Raw genomic sequence first — 18063 nt, 5'->3', positions numbered from 1 at the left:
TATACAAAAATTTAGTGCGCCGGGACAATCTGTTGGGTTCGGCCCCCAAAAAAAGTCAATATCAAACACAAAAACGATATAAAAAATATCGAAAAATGCTTTGGAAAGGTGAAAAATTGGCTGCGTAATATTAACAGGTCCGCATCGAGATCAAAAATTTTGACCTCGATAAGGGGCGATTTCGAGCATTTGTGTTTGCGCTTATCCCCATAATAGTTTATATTCCTTTATGTACCGCACAATGCGGTGTTTGATTTTTATATGGAACAGTGCTTTTTTAATAATATGTCCGAGAAGGTCGTCGATGACCTTCGTAAAACGGTCGTTCCTGGTTCCCGCCTGTCTATTGCCGCAGCAAGCTTTTCTCTATATGCTTTCGAGACTTTGAAGGATGAACTCTGGAAGATTGATTCCTTGCGGTTCATTTTTACTTCAAGGACATTTGTCAAGAAACAGGTTTCAAAAGAAAGTCGCGAATTTGACATCTCCCGTAACGCACGAGAACAAGCACTCAACGAAGAACAGTCTGCCCGCGAGCGTTCGCTGTTCGGTAGTGAATTTGAATTGAAGTTGCGCAACCAGCTGAACCAGAAAGCGATTGCGGTGGAATGCGCCGAGTGGATTCGCCAGAAGGTAAAATTCCGGACGAACATAACCGACTTGAACTATCAGACGTTTATGCATGTAAAGCAGCCCGATGACGACGCGCTTTATACGCCGTTCAGCGAGTTTTCGGCGGTGGGACTCGGTGTAGAAAAAGGCAACAACATTTCCAATTTTAGCATGAGGGTTTCGGCGCCTCTTTCCAATGACTATATCAACAAGTTTAATGAATGCTGGTTTGATGAATCGCAGTTTGAAGAAGTGACCCAGGCGGTCATGGATAGCATCGCTACGGTCTATAAAGAAAATTCTCCCGACTTCATTTACTTTGTAACGCTCTACAATATTTTCCATGAATTCTTGAACGACATCAGCGAAGATGTTTTGCCGAATTCGGCGACGGGTTTTAAGGAAAGCGCTATTTGGCAAAAGCTTTACAACTTCCAGAAGGATGCGGCGCTTGCTATCATCAACAAATTGGAAAAATACAACGGTTGCATTCTCGCCGATAGCGTGGGTCTCGGCAAAACTTTCACTGCACTTGCGGTGGTCAAGTATTACGAGAACCGCAACAAGAATGTGCTGGTACTTTGTCCCAAGAAGTTGAACAACAACTGGATGACCTTCAAGAATAACCAGACGAACAATCCGCTTGTTACGGACCGTTTCCGTTACGATGTGCTGTATCATTCGGACTTGTCGCGTGATTCGGGGAGCACGAATGGCCTTGACTTGAGCCGCATTATTTGGAGCAACTACGACCTTGTGGTGATTGACGAATCGCATAATTTCCGCAATGGCGGTACGGCCACAGGCGATGATTTTTCTGCCGATGAATTTGACGATGATATCGACCGCAAGGAAAACCGCTACCAGCGCTTATTGAATCAGGTCATCCGCAAGGGCGTGAAGACGAAGGTGCTGATGCTTTCGGCAACGCCGGTGAACAATCGCTTCAACGATTTGAAGAATCAGTTGCGCTTGGCTTACGAAGATGATTCGGAAAAGATGGATTCTTTGCTGAACTTGAACAATGGCATTGATTCCATTTTCAAGCAGGCGCAGAGTGCCTACAATGCGTGGGTAAAACTCCCGGCCTCTCAGCGAACTACGCAGGCGTTGCTTGAAACTTTGGATTTTGATTTCTTTGAACTGCTTGATTCGGTGACGATTGCACGTTCCCGCAAGCATATTGAAAAATTCTACGATATCAATGAAGTGGGCAAGTTCCCAGAACGCCTGCCGCCCATTTCGGAATCTCCCGACTTGACCGACGTGGCGGGAATTTCGTTCGATAGTATTTACTTGCTGTTGAGTCAGTTACAGATGAGTGTGTATAGCCCGGCGCGATTTGTGCACCCGAGCCGTATCGAGGGCTACATCGACAGTTCCGAAGAAAAGGATTTGCTGCTTGGCCGCGAAATGGGCATTCGGAAACTCATGAGCATCAACATGCTCAAGCGCCTGGAAAGTTCCGTCTATTCGTTCAAGCTGACATTGGACCGTTATCACGAACTGGTTCAAAAAACAGTTGACAAGATTGAGAAGTACAAGAAGAGTATTGATGCTGGCAACGCGACTGCGGATGCAGATATTATTTATGATATCGATAGCGCGACTCTAGAAGATGACGAATTTACCGTCGGCAAGGATGTACACTTCAATTTGGCCGATATGGATTACATTGGCTGGCTGAACGAACTCCGCCAAGAATTGGGTGTACTTGCGCAGTTGCAAAAGATAGCCGGGCAACTTTCGCCTGAACACGATTCCAAGTTGCAGACCCTGTTTGCGAGAATCTGCAACAAGATCGAGAATCCGATCAATTTTGGGAACAAGAAGATAATCCTGTTCACGGCATTTGCTGACACGGCAAAATATCTCTACGAACAACTTGCCGAGAAACTGCTCCAGAAATACGGAATCCACTCTGCACTTGTAACGGGCGATATGGACGGCCGCACGAACCTTCCGAAGTTGCGCGCCGATTACGATACGATGCTGACCTATTTTTCGCCGCAGTCCAAGGAACGCCATTTGCTTAGGAATATTGTTCCGGGCGATATCGACTTGCTGATTGCGACGGACTGCATTAGCGAAGGCCAGAACTTGCAGGATTGCGATTACCTGATCAATTACGATATCCACTGGAACCCGGTGCGCATTATCCAGCGCTTTGGCCGTATAGACCGTATCGGCAGCAAGAATGCAAAAATCCAGCTGGTGAACTTTTGGCCCAACGTGAGCCTCGATGAATACATCAATCTGAAATCGCGTGTGGTTGCCCGCATGAAAATATCGGTGATGACCGCGACCGGCGACGACAACCCCATCAGCGCCGAAGAGAAGGGCGACTTGGAATACCGCAAGGAACAACTGCGCAAGTTGAAAGAAGACGTGGTTGACCTTGAAGACATGAAGGGCGGCGTGAACATCGTGGATTTGGGCCTGAACGATTTTCGAATGGACTTGCTGCAATATCGCGAAACCCATCAAGAAGTCGAGAATGCGCCCACGGGAATTTATGCGCTCGTGCATGCCGACGAAACAGGCGAATTGCCGCCCGGCGTGATTTACATTTTGCGCAACCGCAACAATGCCGTGAATATCCGCAGCAAGAATCGTCTGCACCCCTTCTACATGGTTTATCTGAGGCAAGATGGTAGCGTCGTTTGCAATCACCTTTCGCCGAAGAAGATTCTTGACCTGATGCGTCACGCCTGCCGCGGGCTTGCCACACCCGACATAGCACTCTGCAAGGCCTTCAATAAGGAAACTGCCGACGGCCGCAAGATGGGCAAGTACAGCGACCTTTTGCAGCAGGCAATCGCCTCGATTATCGAAGTCAAGGAAGAATCCGATATCGACAGCCTTTTTGGCGAAGGCGAGACCACCGCACTCACCGGCGAAATCCGCGGCCTGGACGATTTTGAACTCGTGACGTTCCTGGTAGTCAAATGATAAACCTGCCCTCTTCGACATTCGTGGGCAAGGTGGTGCCCAAGGAAAAATTCTACAGCAAGTGCGCCGTGAATACGGCGACCAAGAACCTTTTTGTCAAGTATGTAGAACAGATTGTCTGGCAAAATAAGCTGACCGCGCAGACCATGGCCGCAGAAAAGGGTTTGCTGGTAAACGAAATCGATGTCTTTGAAGTCAAGATGAAGTCGTTCGAGTGCCCGAGCAAGTTGTTCGAGTTCATCGACCAGAATTTGCACCACCACAACATATTTGTCTTGACCTATGACGACAAAGCAAAACTCTTCGTGAACTTCAAGGAAAAAGAGAAGGACGAAACCTTCTTGGATGCCTTCGAAACTCCATGGAAACCTGCCGACGAGTCCGTATTTAATTTGTCCGGCAGCAACATGGACGAAATCTACGAATCCATCGTCCGCGGTGCAGATTCCTCAAATGCCGTTGCGAGTTTAAGTTCCCTGAGCCTGCCGAAGGGAGAAGCAGAACAACCCAAGCCGTCTCTAAAAGACTATATTGTACAAAGTAAACAACACGCCAAAATCAAAGCCCAAATCGAAAAACTGGAGAAAAAACTCGCCAACGAAAAGCAGTTTAATCGCCAGGTGGAAATTAGGGCTGAGATAAGGAAACTGAAAAAACATTTCGTGAGGTAACAGATGTCTCCTAAAAAACCGCAAGTTGCATTAATCTATGATTTCGATGGGACTCTGTCTCCTGGAAATATGCAAGAATTTGGCTTCATCAAAGCCTTGGGAATGAACGAAAAGGATTTTTGGACGAAAAGTGCTGCGTTGTCAAAAGATAATGATGCTAGTAGCATTTTATGCTATATGAAGTTGATGCTATCGGAAGCGCAATATAAAAAAGTTTCAATAACAAAAAAGTCTTTTCGTGATTTTGGAAAAGAAATAGAATTGTATTCTGGTGTAGAAAAATGGTTTTCTTTAGTAAACAAATATGGACAAAAATTAGGACTAGATATAAAACATTATATAAATTCCTCAGGCTTGAAAGAGATGATTGAAGGATCTCCAATAGCAAAGGAATTTGAACATATATACGCTTGTTCTTTTTTATATGATGCTTCAGGAGTTGCTGAATGGCCTGGAGTTGCTGTTGATTTTACAACTAAAACCCAGTTTATTTTCAAAATAAACAAAGGAATTAAAGAAGTATACGATTCTAAAGAAGTGAATAAATATGTAGCAGAAGAAGATCGTCCGATTCCATTTAAAAGGATGATTTATTTTGGTGATGGAGAAACGGATATTCCCTGCATGAAAATGGTTAAGCAAAATGGCGGATATTCAATAGCGGTTTATAATCCGAGTAAAAAAGGGAAAAAGGATATTGCAAAAAAATTGATTTCAGAAGACCGCGTGAATTTCGTTTGCCCTGCCAATTATGAAAAAACGTCTGATATATATGAGGTGGTAACTACAATTTTGGAAAAGATTAAAAGAGACTATGATTTTGATACACTTCTGCAAAAACACAAAAAATTGGCGAAGTAAAAGAGTTTCAAAACAAGAATGATACTGGAAGAATAACAAAATAGAAGTTATCCATGTGTGTAATTGCACAAACTGGCACCGCTAGTCTTGCCTTAAAATTGTGATTTGAGTATATTTATAATACCAACAAGGAGTTGTCGTGTCTGAAATAACAGAATGCGGATGGGGCAAAACTGTAATTAAAAGAATCGCGGATAAAGTTCGCGAAGTTTCTGGTTTTGATCCCAAGAAAACAACTGATTTTAAAAGTGTAGTTGAAGCATTTGGTGGAAAAGTTTCAGAAGATAAGGATGTCTTTTTCGGCGATACAATAAAAGTTCATGGGAAACTTGATTTTACCATCAAATTACATCCGTTAGCAACTACTGAACGACAGAGATTTACTCTTGCTCATGAATTAGGTCATTATTTTTTGCATTCTCGACAAGGTGACAAACCTTTGCAGGCATTTCGCTTAGGAACTAGTATGGCAGAACAGGAAGCAAATTATTTTGCGGCTGAACTTTTGATGCCAGAAAGTATGTTTAGAGAAGACTTTAATTCGTTGTCTAATGATCTCGATCAAGATGGCAAAATATCTAGAATGGCGCAGATGTATCATGTGTCATTTACTGCCGCCAGTGTTCGCCTTACTTCTTTGAACTTGCTTTAATTTTTATGGCAGAATTCGATCTTAAAGAGCCAAGAGTATATCTGTTTTTTAGTGCCGATATTATTGGCAGCACACGAAAAAAACAAGATGCTCAGGAAGAATTGTGCATAAGTTCCTGGATTGAAAATGTTGTATTTAATTTTTACAATTTATTTGTAGAACAATTTGCTAAAGAAGATGTGAATTTGTGGAAATATAATGGAGACGAGATTCTCTTTTTTGCACAGATTTTTGATTGGAACCGTGCTCTTTGTCTAGTAAAACGATTTAGAGATGTTATTGAAAAGAATAATTCGCTGCCAAACTCAATGCCCGTAAAGGGAACGGTGTGGACAGCTGGTTTTCCTGTAAGAAATTTCATATTACAGGAACCTGTTATTCCTAATAGTAAGATTGTTGATTTTATTGGTCCCGATATTGATATGGGTTTTCGTATTGCAGGATTGGCTAGTAAAAATAGAATTGCTATATCGCCAGAATTGGCTTTAGGAATACTAAGTGTACCAGATGATTCTGATCAGGCTTTAAAATGGTTCTTTTATGGTCGGAGGGACTTAAAAGGCATTGTTGAAGATGGAGGTATTCCTGTAGTTTTTCTTTCTACATCAAATGATGACTGTTTGCAAGATAAAGAAGATAAATTAATGAAAAGAGATGTAGAATGCTCCGAATTGAAAATTTTTTTAGAAGCATTTTTTGAACAGTCGAAAATTTGGAGGGAACGAAAATTTTTTGCCAATTCTGATGAAATGAAAGCGGACGAAGATTTTGCTCCGTTGTATGATGCTGCGTGTGCTATTGTCGATAAAATATCTGGACAAAACAACATATCTGCAGGGAATGAGCCTGCTGACATAAGTAAGACTTTGGCTGACATTAAAATAAAATAATCATCTTGTTTGCAAGGCTTTTTTTCCCTACATCCTTTCCAATGCAAACGGTTATGGTTTATATTTCTATTTTCAAAAAAATTATAGTTTTTTCAACATAAAATTTGGTCAAAATTATAGAAATTTCAACATGCGACGCGATTTTTGCCGGAAAATGGCGAAATTTCGCTAAAATCGCCATTTTTTCCATTTTAATCGGAAAGAAGTTTTCTTTCATTCAAATCTCTTGTTTTTCCTTCAAAAACAACCTATATTACACACAGTGTGTAATATGTCGAGGTCTTGTATGGACGTGTCGGAATGCCCTATCTGTGATTCCAGGAATATCGAAATTAAAGAAAAATTGAAGGAAGTTTTGGTCCCGATGGCAAAGTCTGCTTTGCAAAAAGTTCGATTTTGCCACTGCAACGACTGCAATTCAGATATTCGTCTGAGTTCTGATTCACATAAAATTGTTGAACAGAGAATAAAGGAAAAAGCAAACGAAAGCATGCCTTCGTTGATTGAAAAAATCAACAAGGCTGGCTATTCTGATGCCCGCCTGGAACGCGCCCTTGATCTGGCGCCCCATACCGTGAACCGCTGGAAACAAGGGAAGAAAATATCCGCAGCTGTTTTGGCTTTAATTCGTTTTGTTGCTTCCCAGCCCAAATTGATTGATTTCGCCGAAGAAGGCTTTGCCGATGGTGATTTGAAACTTAATGTTGAATAATTGAAGGGAAATCATAAAGAATTAGACCATCAACAACCGATATAAATATATATTTCGGACAAAGGTATCCCATGGAAAAGATGAAGTTTGAAACTCCCGATATGGCGCAGATGAATGTCGAAAAGATTGCCGCGTTGTTCCCGAATTGCGTGACCGAGAGCAAGGCCGCCGATGGCAAGCTGAAGAAGGCGGTGAATTTCGACGCGCTCAAGCAGATGCTCGGCGAGAGTGTCGCGGAAGGCGATGAGTCCTACGAATTTACCTGGGTCGGCAAGCGCGATGCCATGGTGGAGGCCGCGAAACCGATCCGCAAGACGCTGCGCCCCTGCGTGGAAGAATCCAAGAACTTCGACACCACCGAGAACCTTTACATCGAGGGCGACAACCTCGAAGCCCTGAAACTCCTGCAAGAAGGCTACCTGGGCAAGGTCAAGATGATTTACATCGACCCTCCCTACAACACCGGAAACGACTTTATCTACAAAGACGACTTCCGCATGGACAGCGCCAAGTACGCCGAAGAAAGCGGCGCCGTGGACGACGAAGGAAATCGCATGGTGCAGAATTCCGACAGCAACGGCCGTTTCCATTCCGACTGGTGTTCCATGATTTACAGCCGCCTGCTGCTCGCCCGCAACTTGCTCACCGACGACGGCGTGATATTTATCAGCATCGACAATAACGAACAAGCGAATCTGAAAAAGATTTGCGATGAAGTGTTTGGCGGAGATTGCTTTGTTGGCGATATCGCTTGGCAAAGAACATATGCTCCAAGGAATGATTCAAAAGGAATTGTTCGTGAAATAGAACATATATTGTCTTATAGCCGTCAACAGGATTGGATGCCGAACGCGTTACCGAGAACGGGAGAGATGGATGCAAAATACAAAAATCCCGATAATGACAAAGCTTTATGGAAAAGTTCAGATGCGAACGCACCTGGTGCAGCAACCCACCAAGGAATGGTATATGCAATTCAACACCCGTTAACTGGAGAATATTTGTATCCCTCTAATGGAAGATGTTGGGCGTTTGGACAGGATTTAATGCTTGAAATTATGCAAGGTTGGTGCAGTTATGAATTGCGCGATCTTCATGATGAAGAGAAAAGAGCTGAAGTATGTGGGGTGTCCGTTTCTGAAATACGAAAAAATGTGATGAGTATCGTTCTTTCAGAGTCTTTGGAAATCTCAAAAGAAAAGGCTAAGAAGGTACTGGAAAAAGGACCATGGCCTAAATTCTACTTCACAAAAAATGGATTTGGCGGAATTGCTAGAAAAATATATTTAGATGATGTTGGTGGAAAATTGCCGACGAATTTTTGGTCTTTTGAAGACGCAGGTCACACCGACGAAGCGAAAAAAGAAATTTTAGCATTGTTTGATGGAAAAGCTCCTTTTGATACTCCGAAGCCGACTCGTTTACTTGATAGAATGTTGACTATTGCGACAGACAAGGATTCAGTAATTCTTGATTTCTTCTCAGGCTCTGCAACAACGGCTCATTCTGTATTTAAGAAAAATGCGGAAGATGGTGGAAACCGTAAGTTTATATTGGTTCAAGTTCCTGAAGAAACCAAGTCTCCGACTTACAAGACCATCTGCGAAATCGGCAAAGAACGCATCCGCCGCGCAGGCGACAAAATCCTCGCAGAACAACAAGCCAAAGAAAAATTTGCCGCCGACAAAACGGACCTGTTCGATAGCACAAGCGACAAGCCCGCAGCCGCAAAACCGTTGGACATCGGCTTCCGCGTCCTGAAAATCGACGACTCCAACATGAAGGACGTCTATTACTCCGCCGGCGAAATCTCCCAGCAAGACCTCGTCGAGCAAATCAGCAACATCAAGGACGGCCGCACCGACATGGACCTCCTCTTCGGCTGCCTCGTCGATTGGGGCGTCCCGCTCTCGCTCCCCATCAAAACCGAAACCATCGAAAACCTCCAAGTCTATAACGTCAACGACGGCGACCTAGTCGCCTGCTTCGCAAACGACATCCCCGAAGCCGCCATCCGCCAAATCGCAGCCGCCAAGCCCCTCCGCGCCGTCTTCCGCGACTCCAGCTTTAAAAGCGACTCCGCCAAAATCAACGTCACCGAAATCTTCAAAACAATAAGCCCCAACACTACAGTAAAGGTGGTGTAAAGGAGAATCTGTATGAATGATAAAATTCGATTAAGAGTTGAATACGCTGATGACCAGATATTTTATATAATTTCATCATCAAATGCGAATGAAATTGATAATTGGGATCAGTTAATTGGAGAACCTTATGTCATTCCCAATGGCTTGGCCTCAATTCTTATGCGTTCTGATAATGCTAGAAAAATTCGGTTGGATAAATCATTTTATTTCAAACCGGGAGGTGATGCATCGGAAGCTGCAGATGAATTGATAGAAAGAATAACAAAAGCAGTTGGATCTAAACCCATATTTAAACAAAGGTATTAGTTGAATGTTTTGTTCAAAATTTAAATCAATTTTACTATCAATAGCTCTTATTGTATTTTGCGCAGTCCTTTTTTATTATGTATATGAAAAAGGCGTATTCTTATTATATGATGGTGAAAAAGCGGATGTGAATAATTTTTTTGCTTCTTATGCGTCCTTGTTTGGTGCGTTAATAACAGTATTTGTCGCTCTTTTTACAATTCAAAAGTGGTGGGATCGAAATGATTTTCAAAAAATGGAAAGCGAATTAAAACGTATCAAACATAAAAATAGCACTATTCAAGAAAAGGTTGTGTCAAAAATAAATCAAGAGCTTCTTCCAAAAAAAGTAAAAGAATATGTTTGTAATAATAAAGAAGAAGTTATCCAGCCTTTGAAAGATATGATGGTCGATCGATATGGTTTATATGCAACCTATCTTCATATCGAATTCCTAGAAACACTTTTTGATGCGCAGAAATCAAGTTTAAATGGCAAACCATTGTACATCTTTGCAAGAAAAATATTCAATTTGGTTGTGGAAAAAATAAAGAATGGACCGCATGGAAAAAATTTTGACTTATTTGAAAAATCGATAAATCTTTTGTTGGCTTTAACTCAAGAAATGTTGTCTGAAGAATTTGTTATAGAAGATGTCGATGCTTTTTATGGAAATTTAGAATATTTGCATCATGAAATTTTAGTGATAAAATATGATGGTGAATCTTCAAAAACAATTAAACTTATGGATGATAAAAGCATATCAGAATTGGAAACGAATGTAAATAAGTTATATGGGAAATACATTTCTCGACCGGAAGAATCTGTGATTGAAGAAAAAAAGTAATTTTTTTGCTTTGAATCTAGAAATTGCATGAACATGGATGCCTTGCGACTAAGACAAAAATTGATTAATATTTGTATGGGAAACAATTTTACTGGAGAAACTTCTGTAGTTGTTGACATCCCTTACATTCCGTATATTCCTGAAAATTGGAATGGCGTTCTTGTTATTGCCGAAGCCCAAAATTTAAAAGCGAATGCTTATGCGAATTGTTCTGATGTGCAGAAAATTTGCAGGCTGTATCCCGATTATGATGGTTCAAAGAGTTATGCTATTGAGGGCCCTTTCCCCAAAATGGATGTTAAGCCATGGGAAGATGGTTCTATACCTCTTGCGTTAAAAGCTGCTCTTGGTTTAAATCCATATGAAATCGCTGTTTGTAACGCATGCCTATGGTCAAGAAGGGTTGGTAATAGAAATAAGAACCCGAATAATGAAATGCTGGTTCGGTCAAAGGATTTATGGGAGGATATGTGGACTGACCTAGATTCCTATGTTACTAAAGTTGTATGTTGCGGAACTAAAGCATTGTCTGTTTTTAATTTCGCAGGAGAAAAACTAAAAGAATTAAGGCATCCTTCACCAAATGCGATGAGCCGAATTTCTGGAATGTTTAAAATTGACGATCTTTTAAATAGATATCCAGAAGTAGAAACCGCCTATCAAGAACTTGGGGGTGATGACATATTTGAAACGTATAAACAGAATAAAATTTTCTTTGCTTGTCATGCGGTGAGTTTGCTAAAGAATGATTTTGAAGGGGATGAGTAAATTATGTCTGCTTTAAAATTTCCCATATCCCATGTTCTTGTTGATTGTGAAAATGTCGGCCTAGGTGGCTTGGCAGATTTGGTCGTGAATACAGACGGGACGCCGTTAAAGTTTATTCTCTTCCATAATTCTACGAATCGGATAAATCTTTCTCTTACTCAATTGAAGGATTTTGGTTATGCGCTCAATGAAGATCGTGTAGAACTTGTCGAATTGGCTATCCCCGAGAAGATGACAAAGAAACAAGCTGAAAACGCTTTGGACTTTTATATCGCTTTCTATATGGGGCAAGTGATGCCGTATGAGCCATTCAATAGCCATTGCGTAATTCTTTCGAAGGACCATGATTACGATCCTCTTGTTTTGCATGTTCAAAAAGTATTCGGCAAGGATCGCTGTGAACGGGTAGAATCTTACGAAGCCTTGGCGAAAAAACTGGCTATAGATGTAAAACCGAAAGAAGAGAAAAAGCCTCAGCTTCCAAAAAAGCTAACCGTCCAGCCGTCTAAGGCGGAGAAAAATCAGCCTGTATCAAAAAATTTTGATTTGCAAAAGGCGCTTGAAAAAGCGAAATCTACTTTGAAGGGAATGTCGAAAAATAAACCGACAACAATAAAGAGATTGCAAAATTCACTCAAGAGTTGGTTCAAAGCGGAAAACCCGACCGATACAGATTTGCAAAGTTTAATAGAAAATCTTCAAAAAAGCGGTTTTTTAGAACTTTCCAAAGATGGAGTCCATGTCGAATACAAATAATTAAGGTATATTAAAAACAAACTACTTAGGAAATGTGATGAAAAACATGTTCAAGTGCCTGCAATTTTCGGAGAATACGGCCGAGTTCTCTCGTGCCGAATTTTATGATTGCAATGTCAAAAGCGACTCCCCCAAAATCAACATCACCGAAATTTTCAAAACAATAAGTACCAATACAGCTATCAAGGTAGTATAATTTTTTATGAGTTTCTTTCTCCGCAAAAAAAGGCAAATATCCATATTTCGAAAGACTTTTCTTTCGGAAAGTAATGCATATCGTTTATCGTTATTTGGTATAGTTCTTTTCTTCTTATTTGTTGCGTTAAATTTTATTTGTGGTGATTGGAATTTTACATTCTTTGGAAAAATAAATGAAGAAAAAATAGGACAATTTGGTGACTTTGTTGGTGGTGTAATCGGAAGTTTATTTGCGTTGGTTGGTGTAATACTTTATTATGTGGCGTTAAAAGAACAAAGAAAAGATTTAAAAACGAATCAGAATTCTCTGAGCCTTCAAACAGAAGCATTAAATCAGCAGGTAGAGGAATTTAAAGCTCAAGAAAGAGAGCTTAGAGAAACAAGAGCAGTTTATGAAAAACAGACTAAACTTTTTGAAAAACAGACGAAATTTTATGAAGAACAAGCTAAAGAATATAAAAAACAAACAAATGTTCTAGCGTTACAGCAATTTGAATCGAGTTTTTTTGCATTAATAAGATTACTTAGTGAGCAGCAAAAAAAATTTTTTAACACGGATGATAATTTATTTAAGCAATTTGTCGCAAGAACAACGGCAATAGATGAAAAAACGATCAAAGAGCGACTTAGAGATGTTGACAAATCTTTTGAATTGAAGATTCTTCAAAAAAGTGAATATTTGGAAAATTATACGCAAGTTTTTTTTCGTGCGCTAAATCTACTGAAGGAAACGGAATTTGAAAGAAAAACTAGGATGCATTATTTGAAAATTTTACATTCACAATTGACAAAAAATGAAAAGATTTTACTTTTTTATTATACTCGAACAAGGGCTTCTGTGAAAGACAGAATACTTATGGTGCGCTACAAAAAATTATTCAAAGTTGGTGTACTTGATAAATTGGAATGTGCGTACATTGAAGACTTTTTTACAAGAAATCTGTTGTCGTATTTTTATGATCAAATCGACAAAATAACAAGGGATGCGTGTAGTACATTTAATGAACTTGATTATACAGAAAATTCTCTAATTAAAAATGAAACTATTAGTTCTGGTGATGAAAAAATAGACTTTCAGCTAACTCTTACGGATGAGAAATTTTCTGCGTCACTTACATATGGGAAATATGCCAAATTGATTAATGATAAAACTATTGCATATTTGACAGAATTTCTTTTTTATGATATTTTCTTTTTATCTAAATATAAGCAACCAAAAGAGAATGTATTTGCTGTACATGTAGATATCGATTTGGATTTTAGAAAAGTGTCTGTAGTTTCAACTAATTGGGGAGATCTCCTATGAATTATCAGAAAGAAAAAGATTTTGTCGCTGTTATGAGAAATGGACTGAAAACAGAGTCAAGAACATTATCAGTAAAAACACTCTTAAGCGACCGAAATATAAAAAAGATTGATTATAAACCTTATTATCAACGGAATTATGTATGGGATTCCGAAAAGCAGTCTTTCTTTATTGAAAGCGTTTTACTTGGGACAGAAATACCTCCACTTATCTTATATAAGTCGGGGATGAAAACGGAAGTTATCGATGGTCGTCAGCGTTTTGAGACTCTAAAACGATTTAAGGAAAATGATTTTGGTTTGGATGACAAAGGTTTGGTGGCTTTGCCAGCATTGAAAAAGATGACCTTCAATAGGTTAGAGGATGATATCAAAGAGGTCTTTCTTAATGCTAATATAAGAATTTTTGAATTTGAGGTCATTGGTGAAATTGCTCCTGATGTTGAAGATAAATTAAAAAAAGAAATTTTTCGACGCTATAACACCGGAGTGACGCCATTAACTATGGTAGAGGTGGACGGGGCGAAGTATTCTGATGATGAATTTTCGAATGAAATTGAGCTTCATTTAGTTGAGGATCAAAATTTTTTCGAACATGTGAAAAAATGTTTGTTCCCAACAAATCGGACAAAGGAAGTGGCTGATTTAAGAAAAATAATGGTCGATAAACTTAGAAAAATATATGTTTTGCCAAAATTTCCGATTTCTATATATGCAACAGGTGTTAATCGAGCGAATATAAGCGAAATACTGTATCAATCTGCGATGCAGCAGTTATCGGATGATGTTAGTAACGAAGTTAAAAAATACAAAAAAATATTAAACAATGTTTTTGGTTTGTATGAAATTATTGAATCGCAAGATGGCGATGGACTAAAAAATAAATTATTTTATGAAACTTTAATTTGGGCATCCCTCATTTTAGAGCAAGAAAATATTCAATACAATTTAGTAGAAAATATAAATGAAATATTTACTTTCTATAAAAAGAATGAGGCTGTATATTCAGATGAAAATTCTTTTTTCTATATAAGTATCTTTGGAAGATTTAATGCTACTGCAGAATTATTTAAACAACTTTATAATTTTGATTTTTCAGAGTATATTCGAAATGACGATTTTAAACAAAAAATAATTGATTCAAGTCAGTCTAAACAAGATGTAAAAAATGTTGTGCAAGAATTAGAAAGCTTAAGAACGAATAAACCGTCTCCGATTTCAAAAACAGTAGAAGATGTTCTGTCGGACTTAATTTCGGATAAATATTTAATTCGTCCTTCATATCAACGACAAGAAAAAATTAGTCTAAATAAAGCATCCTCAATTATTGAGAGTATTTTATTGAAAATACCGCTTCCCCCAATTTTTGTATATCTTAGAAAAGATGGTGTTAAAGAAGTTGTTGATGGGCAACAGCGACTTCTTTCTATTCTTGCTTTCCTTGGAAAGGGATACAAGAATGAAAACGGGAAAACGGATTATTCTAGAAACAATAACTTTAAATTGAAAAACTTGGCTATTCGCAAAGAGTTGAATGGTCAAAATGTATCAGCATTGAACGAAAATGACCATGACCAAATATTAGACTTCTATTTAGATGAAATTGTTATTGATGCGAAATTGAATGAAAAATTTGATCCGATAGATTTGTTTATTAGATTGAACCAAAAGCCTTATCCAATCAAACAGAATTCTTTTGAAATGTGGAATTCATATATTGATAAAGATGTTATTGAACGGGTAAAAGAAGTTACGCGGAAACATTCTGCTTGGTTCTTTAGTAACGATATTGAAGATGTTGCTAATAGAACTGATCGAATGGAAAATGAAGAGTTGATAACACTCCTTACATATATAGATCTTATCCTTACCAAAGATAATTCCTATGAAAAAGTTTTGGGAATGTTTAAAAGAATTGATCGCATCACATGTCGTGTAAAAGATAAAAAGGCAATAACGGAATATTTAGATAGTCTTGAAAGTGATGATGCCGAAAAGAAATTGTTTTTAACAACATTAAGCAAAACTGACGATAGAATCAGGTTCTTCGGTAGTTTATTTGATGATGGTGGTTCTAAAGCTTCCCTTAATGAATTTTTTAATGTGAAAAAAGCTAAAACGTTTAGAAGGTCCTATCAAGATTTTTATGTTATTTGGCTGGTTCTTCACTATGCTGATTGCAATGATCGAAATAAAGATGTAATAAAAAATAATATTAGCGCCATTCTTAAATTGCTTAGAAATGCAAACAACGAAAATGTGGATGAAAAATATTACTCAAACTTTATGGATGAAATACATCGTGTGACGAAAAGTAAACCATAACAAGGATTCGCAAAAAAAATCTATTTTAATAAAAAAAAATTTCACCTAAATAAAAATCTCTAGAGAACAACGCTGAACTGGTTGTTGATGGCGCTGATCGAAGATTGCTTGACATTCGATATTCTGGATTTGCTTCGCCCCTAAAAATAGTAGCGATGTAAATTTTAACACTGACTGTCAATGCGTCTGATTCATTTTAAGGAAAATGTGATTAAACGACCGAAAAAGTCTGGAATTTTGTGGTAAAACCGCAATTATTGAATGGAAAAATGTGATTTCATTGTCCTCCGAAAAAACGCTAGATGTTATTCACGCTGATTATTACCCTTGACGATGATCTAAAATAATTATATAACAAACAGTGCCTTGCGGTTGTTTTTGGCTTGTCTGCAAGGAAAGGAGTATATGAAAGTGAGTCCGAGTTATGTATATTTTCACTGCAACTTGATGGAGGCATTATGCTTTTTAACGTAGAAAAACTCATGGGCATAATCGCGTGCATTATGAAACGGATGGACGTGAAATCCATCAATTACATGAAGGTCATCAAGTTGATGTATCTTTCGGACAGGTTGCATATTGATAAATACGATTCGTCGATTTCAAACGACGAGTATTATTCGATGCCGTATGGCCCTGTTCTTTCTAGGCTTTACAATCTTATCATGAACGAGTCCTGCGACAAGTTTCAAAGGGAATGGGACAAGTTTTTTTTGCGGGTTGGATACGATATCGCCATAAGGGATACCTCGGTCAACGAAAAGATTCTTGAACTGTCCCGTGCCGAAGAGAATACCATTGGCGAGATTGTTGCCAAATACGGCAGGATGGACAAATGTGATCTTGTGAACAATGTTGCGCACAAGCTCCCCGAATGGGAAGATCCGCAGGGGTCTTCTATTCCGTTGCCGCTACGCAAGATTATGGAAGCCTTGGGCAAGGACAAAAAAGAAATTGACACGGTCCTTGCAGAAAGAGAAATCTACGAAAAAGAGTTTGCGTAACCATTTTTTGTTATAAATCGGACTTTTTCCCGAGAAAGTTGTTGAAATACGTTCTGTGAATAGATTTTCATAGCATATTTGGCACCTCCAAAGAACGCCGGATATTATCTTCTTTAATGAAAAATAAGTATCTTTTAAATTATACGGAGGCATTATGATCCAGGATTCTTTCGAATTTGTCGTGTACATGATTCACGCTTGCGCGAACAAGTGGAATCAGCTGCCGTCCGCCGTATATAAAAAACTTAGGGATTCTGGTTGTATCCAAAAGTTCCTTGTCCCCAATTACGAGATAATGCACACGCAAGGGACTGATTTTGTCGTGAGCGATATCGAGGAATATTTGAAAGTCCGCAAGGTGGCTATATGATTGTTTACCATGGTTCAATACAGGTCGTGCAGAAGCCTGATATCAACCATTCCTACAGGCCCCTTGATTTTGGAATGGGGTTCTATGTGACTACCGTTCGCGAGCAGGCTGTCCGTTGGGCCGAAAGAAAGTCAAAAATTTATGACGGTGCAAGTCCTGTTTTGAACATCTACGAGATGTCGGATTTTACAAGCGATTTATCGGTAAAGACTTTTCCAGAAGATTTGACCGAATGGATAAATTTTGTCTGCAAGTGCCGCGATGGGGCTTTGGATTACAGGGATTACGATGTTATCGTAGGCAAGGTTGCGAACGACAAGGTTTTCCGTGTGGTAGATATGTATCATTCGGGAATCTGGGATTTAGACCGTGCCTTGAGAGAAATCAAGGTGTATCCGCATTACGACCAGATTGCCTTCATTACGCAGAAAGCGATTGATTCGTTGCTGACGTTTGTTTCTGGCGAAGAGGTTTAGCTTATGGATGGCGAAGTTCTAGAGAAGGTTTATCAGGAACGCCTGGAAGAACGGATTATAGCGCATTTGGCGCAGGTGCGTAAGTGTTCGCTGGAAGAAGCTATGGATCTTTATTACCAGAGCAAGCTTGCCGATAAAATCCATGAGGGCGTTGAAGGCATCCAGTATCTTGATTACAAAGTCCTTGTACAGATACTTGAAGAAACAGAACTTTCTGCAAAACATTCCTAAT

Annotated in this window: 18 protein-coding genes; 16 read left to right on the top strand and 2 right to left on the bottom strand. The window is 39.2% G+C overall.

Annotated features, from left to right (window positions below; translation table 11 throughout):
- Nucleotides 1–261 precede the first annotated feature (261 nt).
- The 5 genes from B4B27_RS11245 to B4B27_RS11225 all read left to right on the top strand — a co-directional run bounded on the left by B4B27_RS11245 (nucleotide 262) and on the right by B4B27_RS11225 (nucleotide 6638).
- Nucleotides 262–3564 carry a helicase-related protein gene (locus B4B27_RS11245; protein WP_349678250.1) on the top strand — a complete coding sequence of 1101 codons (3303 nt, stop codon included), beginning with the start codon at nucleotides 262–264 and terminating at the stop codon, nucleotides 3562–3564.
- The gene (locus tag B4B27_RS11240; RefSeq protein ID WP_290726538.1) at nucleotides 3561–4235 is read left to right on the top strand and encodes a DUF4391 domain-containing protein; all 675 of its coding nucleotides are present in this window, start codon (nucleotides 3561–3563) and stop codon (nucleotides 4233–4235) included. The genes B4B27_RS11245 and B4B27_RS11240 overlap by 4 nt, the downstream gene beginning before the upstream one ends.
- A gap of 3 nt (nucleotides 4236–4238) precedes the next feature.
- Entirely contained in the window at nucleotides 4239–5096 is an 858-nt protein-coding gene (locus B4B27_RS11235; protein ID WP_290726536.1) for an HAD family hydrolase, read from the top strand.
- Nucleotides 5097–5235: 139 nt separating this feature from the next.
- The gene (locus B4B27_RS11230) at nucleotides 5236–5748 is read left to right on the top strand and encodes an ImmA/IrrE family metallo-endopeptidase (protein ID WP_290726533.1); all 513 of its coding nucleotides are present in this window, start codon (nucleotides 5236–5238) and stop codon (nucleotides 5746–5748) included.
- Between the two features lie 5 nt (nucleotides 5749–5753).
- The gene (locus tag B4B27_RS11225; RefSeq protein ID WP_290726531.1) at nucleotides 5754–6638 is read left to right on the top strand and encodes a hypothetical protein; all 885 of its coding nucleotides are present in this window, start codon (nucleotides 5754–5756) and stop codon (nucleotides 6636–6638) included.
- A gap of 58 nt (nucleotides 6639–6696) precedes the next feature.
- On the opposite strand, the gene B4B27_RS11220 is transcribed toward B4B27_RS11225, so the two are convergent.
- A complete protein-coding gene (locus B4B27_RS11220) occupies nucleotides 6697–6855 on the bottom strand; it encodes a hypothetical protein (RefSeq protein WP_290726529.1) in 159 nt (52 codons plus the stop codon).
- 69 nt (nucleotides 6856–6924) lie between these two features.
- Here B4B27_RS11220 and B4B27_RS11215 point away from each other — a divergent pair, with 69 nt between their 5' ends.
- From B4B27_RS11215 to B4B27_RS11165, 11 genes are all read left to right on the top strand, one after another.
- Nucleotides 6925–7350: a hypothetical protein gene (locus B4B27_RS11215; protein ID WP_290726527.1), complete on the top strand. Its 426-nt coding sequence runs from the start codon at nucleotides 6925–6927 to the stop codon at nucleotides 7348–7350.
- Between the two features lie 71 nt (nucleotides 7351–7421).
- The gene (locus B4B27_RS11210) at nucleotides 7422–9497 is read left to right on the top strand and encodes a site-specific DNA-methyltransferase (RefSeq protein WP_290726525.1); all 2076 of its coding nucleotides are present in this window, start codon (nucleotides 7422–7424) and stop codon (nucleotides 9495–9497) included.
- A gap of 12 nt (nucleotides 9498–9509) precedes the next feature.
- Entirely contained in the window at nucleotides 9510–9803 is a 294-nt protein-coding gene (locus B4B27_RS11205; protein WP_290726523.1) for a hypothetical protein, read from the top strand.
- Between the two features lie 4 nt (nucleotides 9804–9807).
- The gene (locus B4B27_RS11200) at nucleotides 9808–10629 is read left to right on the top strand and encodes a hypothetical protein (protein ID WP_290726521.1); all 822 of its coding nucleotides are present in this window, start codon (nucleotides 9808–9810) and stop codon (nucleotides 10627–10629) included.
- A 33-nt stretch (nucleotides 10630–10662) separates the two neighbouring features.
- Nucleotides 10663–11397 (top strand): hypothetical protein, encoded by a 735-nt coding sequence (locus B4B27_RS11195; protein WP_290726518.1) that lies wholly within the window; start codon nucleotides 10663–10665, stop codon nucleotides 11395–11397.
- A gap of 3 nt (nucleotides 11398–11400) precedes the next feature.
- Nucleotides 11401–12153, top strand: a complete 753-nt coding sequence (locus tag B4B27_RS11190; RefSeq protein WP_290726515.1) for a PIN domain-containing protein — start codon at nucleotides 11401–11403, stop codon at nucleotides 12151–12153.
- A 202-nt stretch (nucleotides 12154–12355) separates the two neighbouring features.
- A complete protein-coding gene (locus tag B4B27_RS11185; protein WP_290726513.1) occupies nucleotides 12356–13657 on the top strand; it encodes a putative phage abortive infection protein in 1302 nt (433 codons plus the stop codon).
- Nucleotides 13654–15981, top strand: coding sequence for a DUF262 domain-containing protein (locus tag B4B27_RS11180; RefSeq protein WP_290726511.1), 2328 nt, complete (start codon nucleotides 13654–13656; stop codon nucleotides 15979–15981). Before B4B27_RS11185 ends, B4B27_RS11180 begins: the two co-directional genes overlap by 4 nt.
- Nucleotides 15982–16439: 458 nt before the next feature.
- A complete protein-coding gene (locus B4B27_RS11175) occupies nucleotides 16440–16985 on the top strand; it encodes a Panacea domain-containing protein (RefSeq protein WP_290726509.1) in 546 nt (181 codons plus the stop codon).
- A 154-nt stretch (nucleotides 16986–17139) separates the two neighbouring features.
- Nucleotides 17140–17355, top strand: a complete 216-nt coding sequence (locus tag B4B27_RS11170) for a DUF3791 domain-containing protein (protein WP_095879321.1) — start codon at nucleotides 17140–17142, stop codon at nucleotides 17353–17355.
- The gene (locus tag B4B27_RS11165; protein WP_290726504.1) at nucleotides 17352–17831 is read left to right on the top strand and encodes a DUF3990 domain-containing protein; all 480 of its coding nucleotides are present in this window, start codon (nucleotides 17352–17354) and stop codon (nucleotides 17829–17831) included. Before B4B27_RS11170 ends, B4B27_RS11165 begins: the two co-directional genes overlap by 4 nt.
- An 18-nt stretch (nucleotides 17832–17849) precedes the next feature.
- On the opposite strand, the gene B4B27_RS11160 is transcribed toward B4B27_RS11165, so the two are convergent.
- Nucleotides 17850–18056 (bottom strand): hypothetical protein, encoded by a 207-nt coding sequence (locus B4B27_RS11160; RefSeq protein ID WP_290726502.1) that lies wholly within the window; start codon nucleotides 18054–18056, stop codon nucleotides 17850–17852.
- Nucleotides 18057–18063: the final 7 nt, after the last annotated feature.

The organism is Fibrobacter sp. UBA2449 (genome assembly GCF_002342555.1).
Lineage (GTDB): Bacteria > Fibrobacterota > Fibrobacteria > Fibrobacterales > Fibrobacteraceae > Fibrobacter.
Note: the sequence above shows the minus strand (reverse complement) of the source record. Positions and strands in the feature narration are given on the sequence as shown.

Excerpts from the sequence above, each read along its gene's own strand:
- B4B27_RS11200 (WP_290726521.1), top strand. The coding sequence starts at position 9,808 with ATGTTTTGTTCAAAATTTAAATCAATTTTACTATCAATAGCTCTTATT.
- B4B27_RS11240 (WP_290726538.1), top strand. The coding sequence starts at position 3,561 with ATGATAAACCTGCCCTCTTCGACATTCGTGGGCAAGGTGGTGCCCAAG.
- B4B27_RS11160 (WP_290726502.1), bottom strand. The coding sequence starts at position 18,056 with ATGTTTTGCAGAAAGTTCTGTTTCTTCAAGTATCTGTACAAGGACTTT.
- B4B27_RS11245 (WP_349678250.1), top strand. The coding sequence starts at position 262 with ATGGAACAGTGCTTTTTTAATAATATGTCCGAGAAGGTCGTCGATGAC.
- B4B27_RS11170 (WP_095879321.1), top strand. The coding sequence starts at position 17,140 with ATGATCCAGGATTCTTTCGAATTTGTCGTGTACATGATTCACGCTTGC.
- B4B27_RS11185 (WP_290726513.1), top strand. The coding sequence starts at position 12,356 with ATGAGTTTCTTTCTCCGCAAAAAAAGGCAAATATCCATATTTCGAAAG.
- B4B27_RS11205 (WP_290726523.1), top strand. The coding sequence starts at position 9,510 with ATGAATGATAAAATTCGATTAAGAGTTGAATACGCTGATGACCAGATA.
- B4B27_RS11220 (WP_290726529.1), bottom strand. The coding sequence starts at position 6,855 with ATGAAAGAAAACTTCTTTCCGATTAAAATGGAAAAAATGGCGATTTTA.
- B4B27_RS11235 (WP_290726536.1), top strand. The coding sequence starts at position 4,239 with ATGTCTCCTAAAAAACCGCAAGTTGCATTAATCTATGATTTCGATGGG.
- B4B27_RS11215 (WP_290726527.1), top strand. The coding sequence starts at position 6,925 with ATGGACGTGTCGGAATGCCCTATCTGTGATTCCAGGAATATCGAAATT.
- B4B27_RS11195 (WP_290726518.1), top strand. The coding sequence starts at position 10,663 with ATGGATGCCTTGCGACTAAGACAAAAATTGATTAATATTTGTATGGGA.
- B4B27_RS11180 (WP_290726511.1), top strand. The coding sequence starts at position 13,654 with ATGAATTATCAGAAAGAAAAAGATTTTGTCGCTGTTATGAGAAATGGA.
- B4B27_RS11175 (WP_290726509.1), top strand. The coding sequence starts at position 16,440 with ATGCTTTTTAACGTAGAAAAACTCATGGGCATAATCGCGTGCATTATG.
- B4B27_RS11190 (WP_290726515.1), top strand. The coding sequence starts at position 11,401 with ATGTCTGCTTTAAAATTTCCCATATCCCATGTTCTTGTTGATTGTGAA.
- B4B27_RS11165 (WP_290726504.1), top strand. The coding sequence starts at position 17,352 with ATGATTGTTTACCATGGTTCAATACAGGTCGTGCAGAAGCCTGATATC.
- B4B27_RS11210 (WP_290726525.1), top strand. The coding sequence starts at position 7,422 with ATGGAAAAGATGAAGTTTGAAACTCCCGATATGGCGCAGATGAATGTC.
- B4B27_RS11225 (WP_290726531.1), top strand. The coding sequence starts at position 5,754 with ATGGCAGAATTCGATCTTAAAGAGCCAAGAGTATATCTGTTTTTTAGT.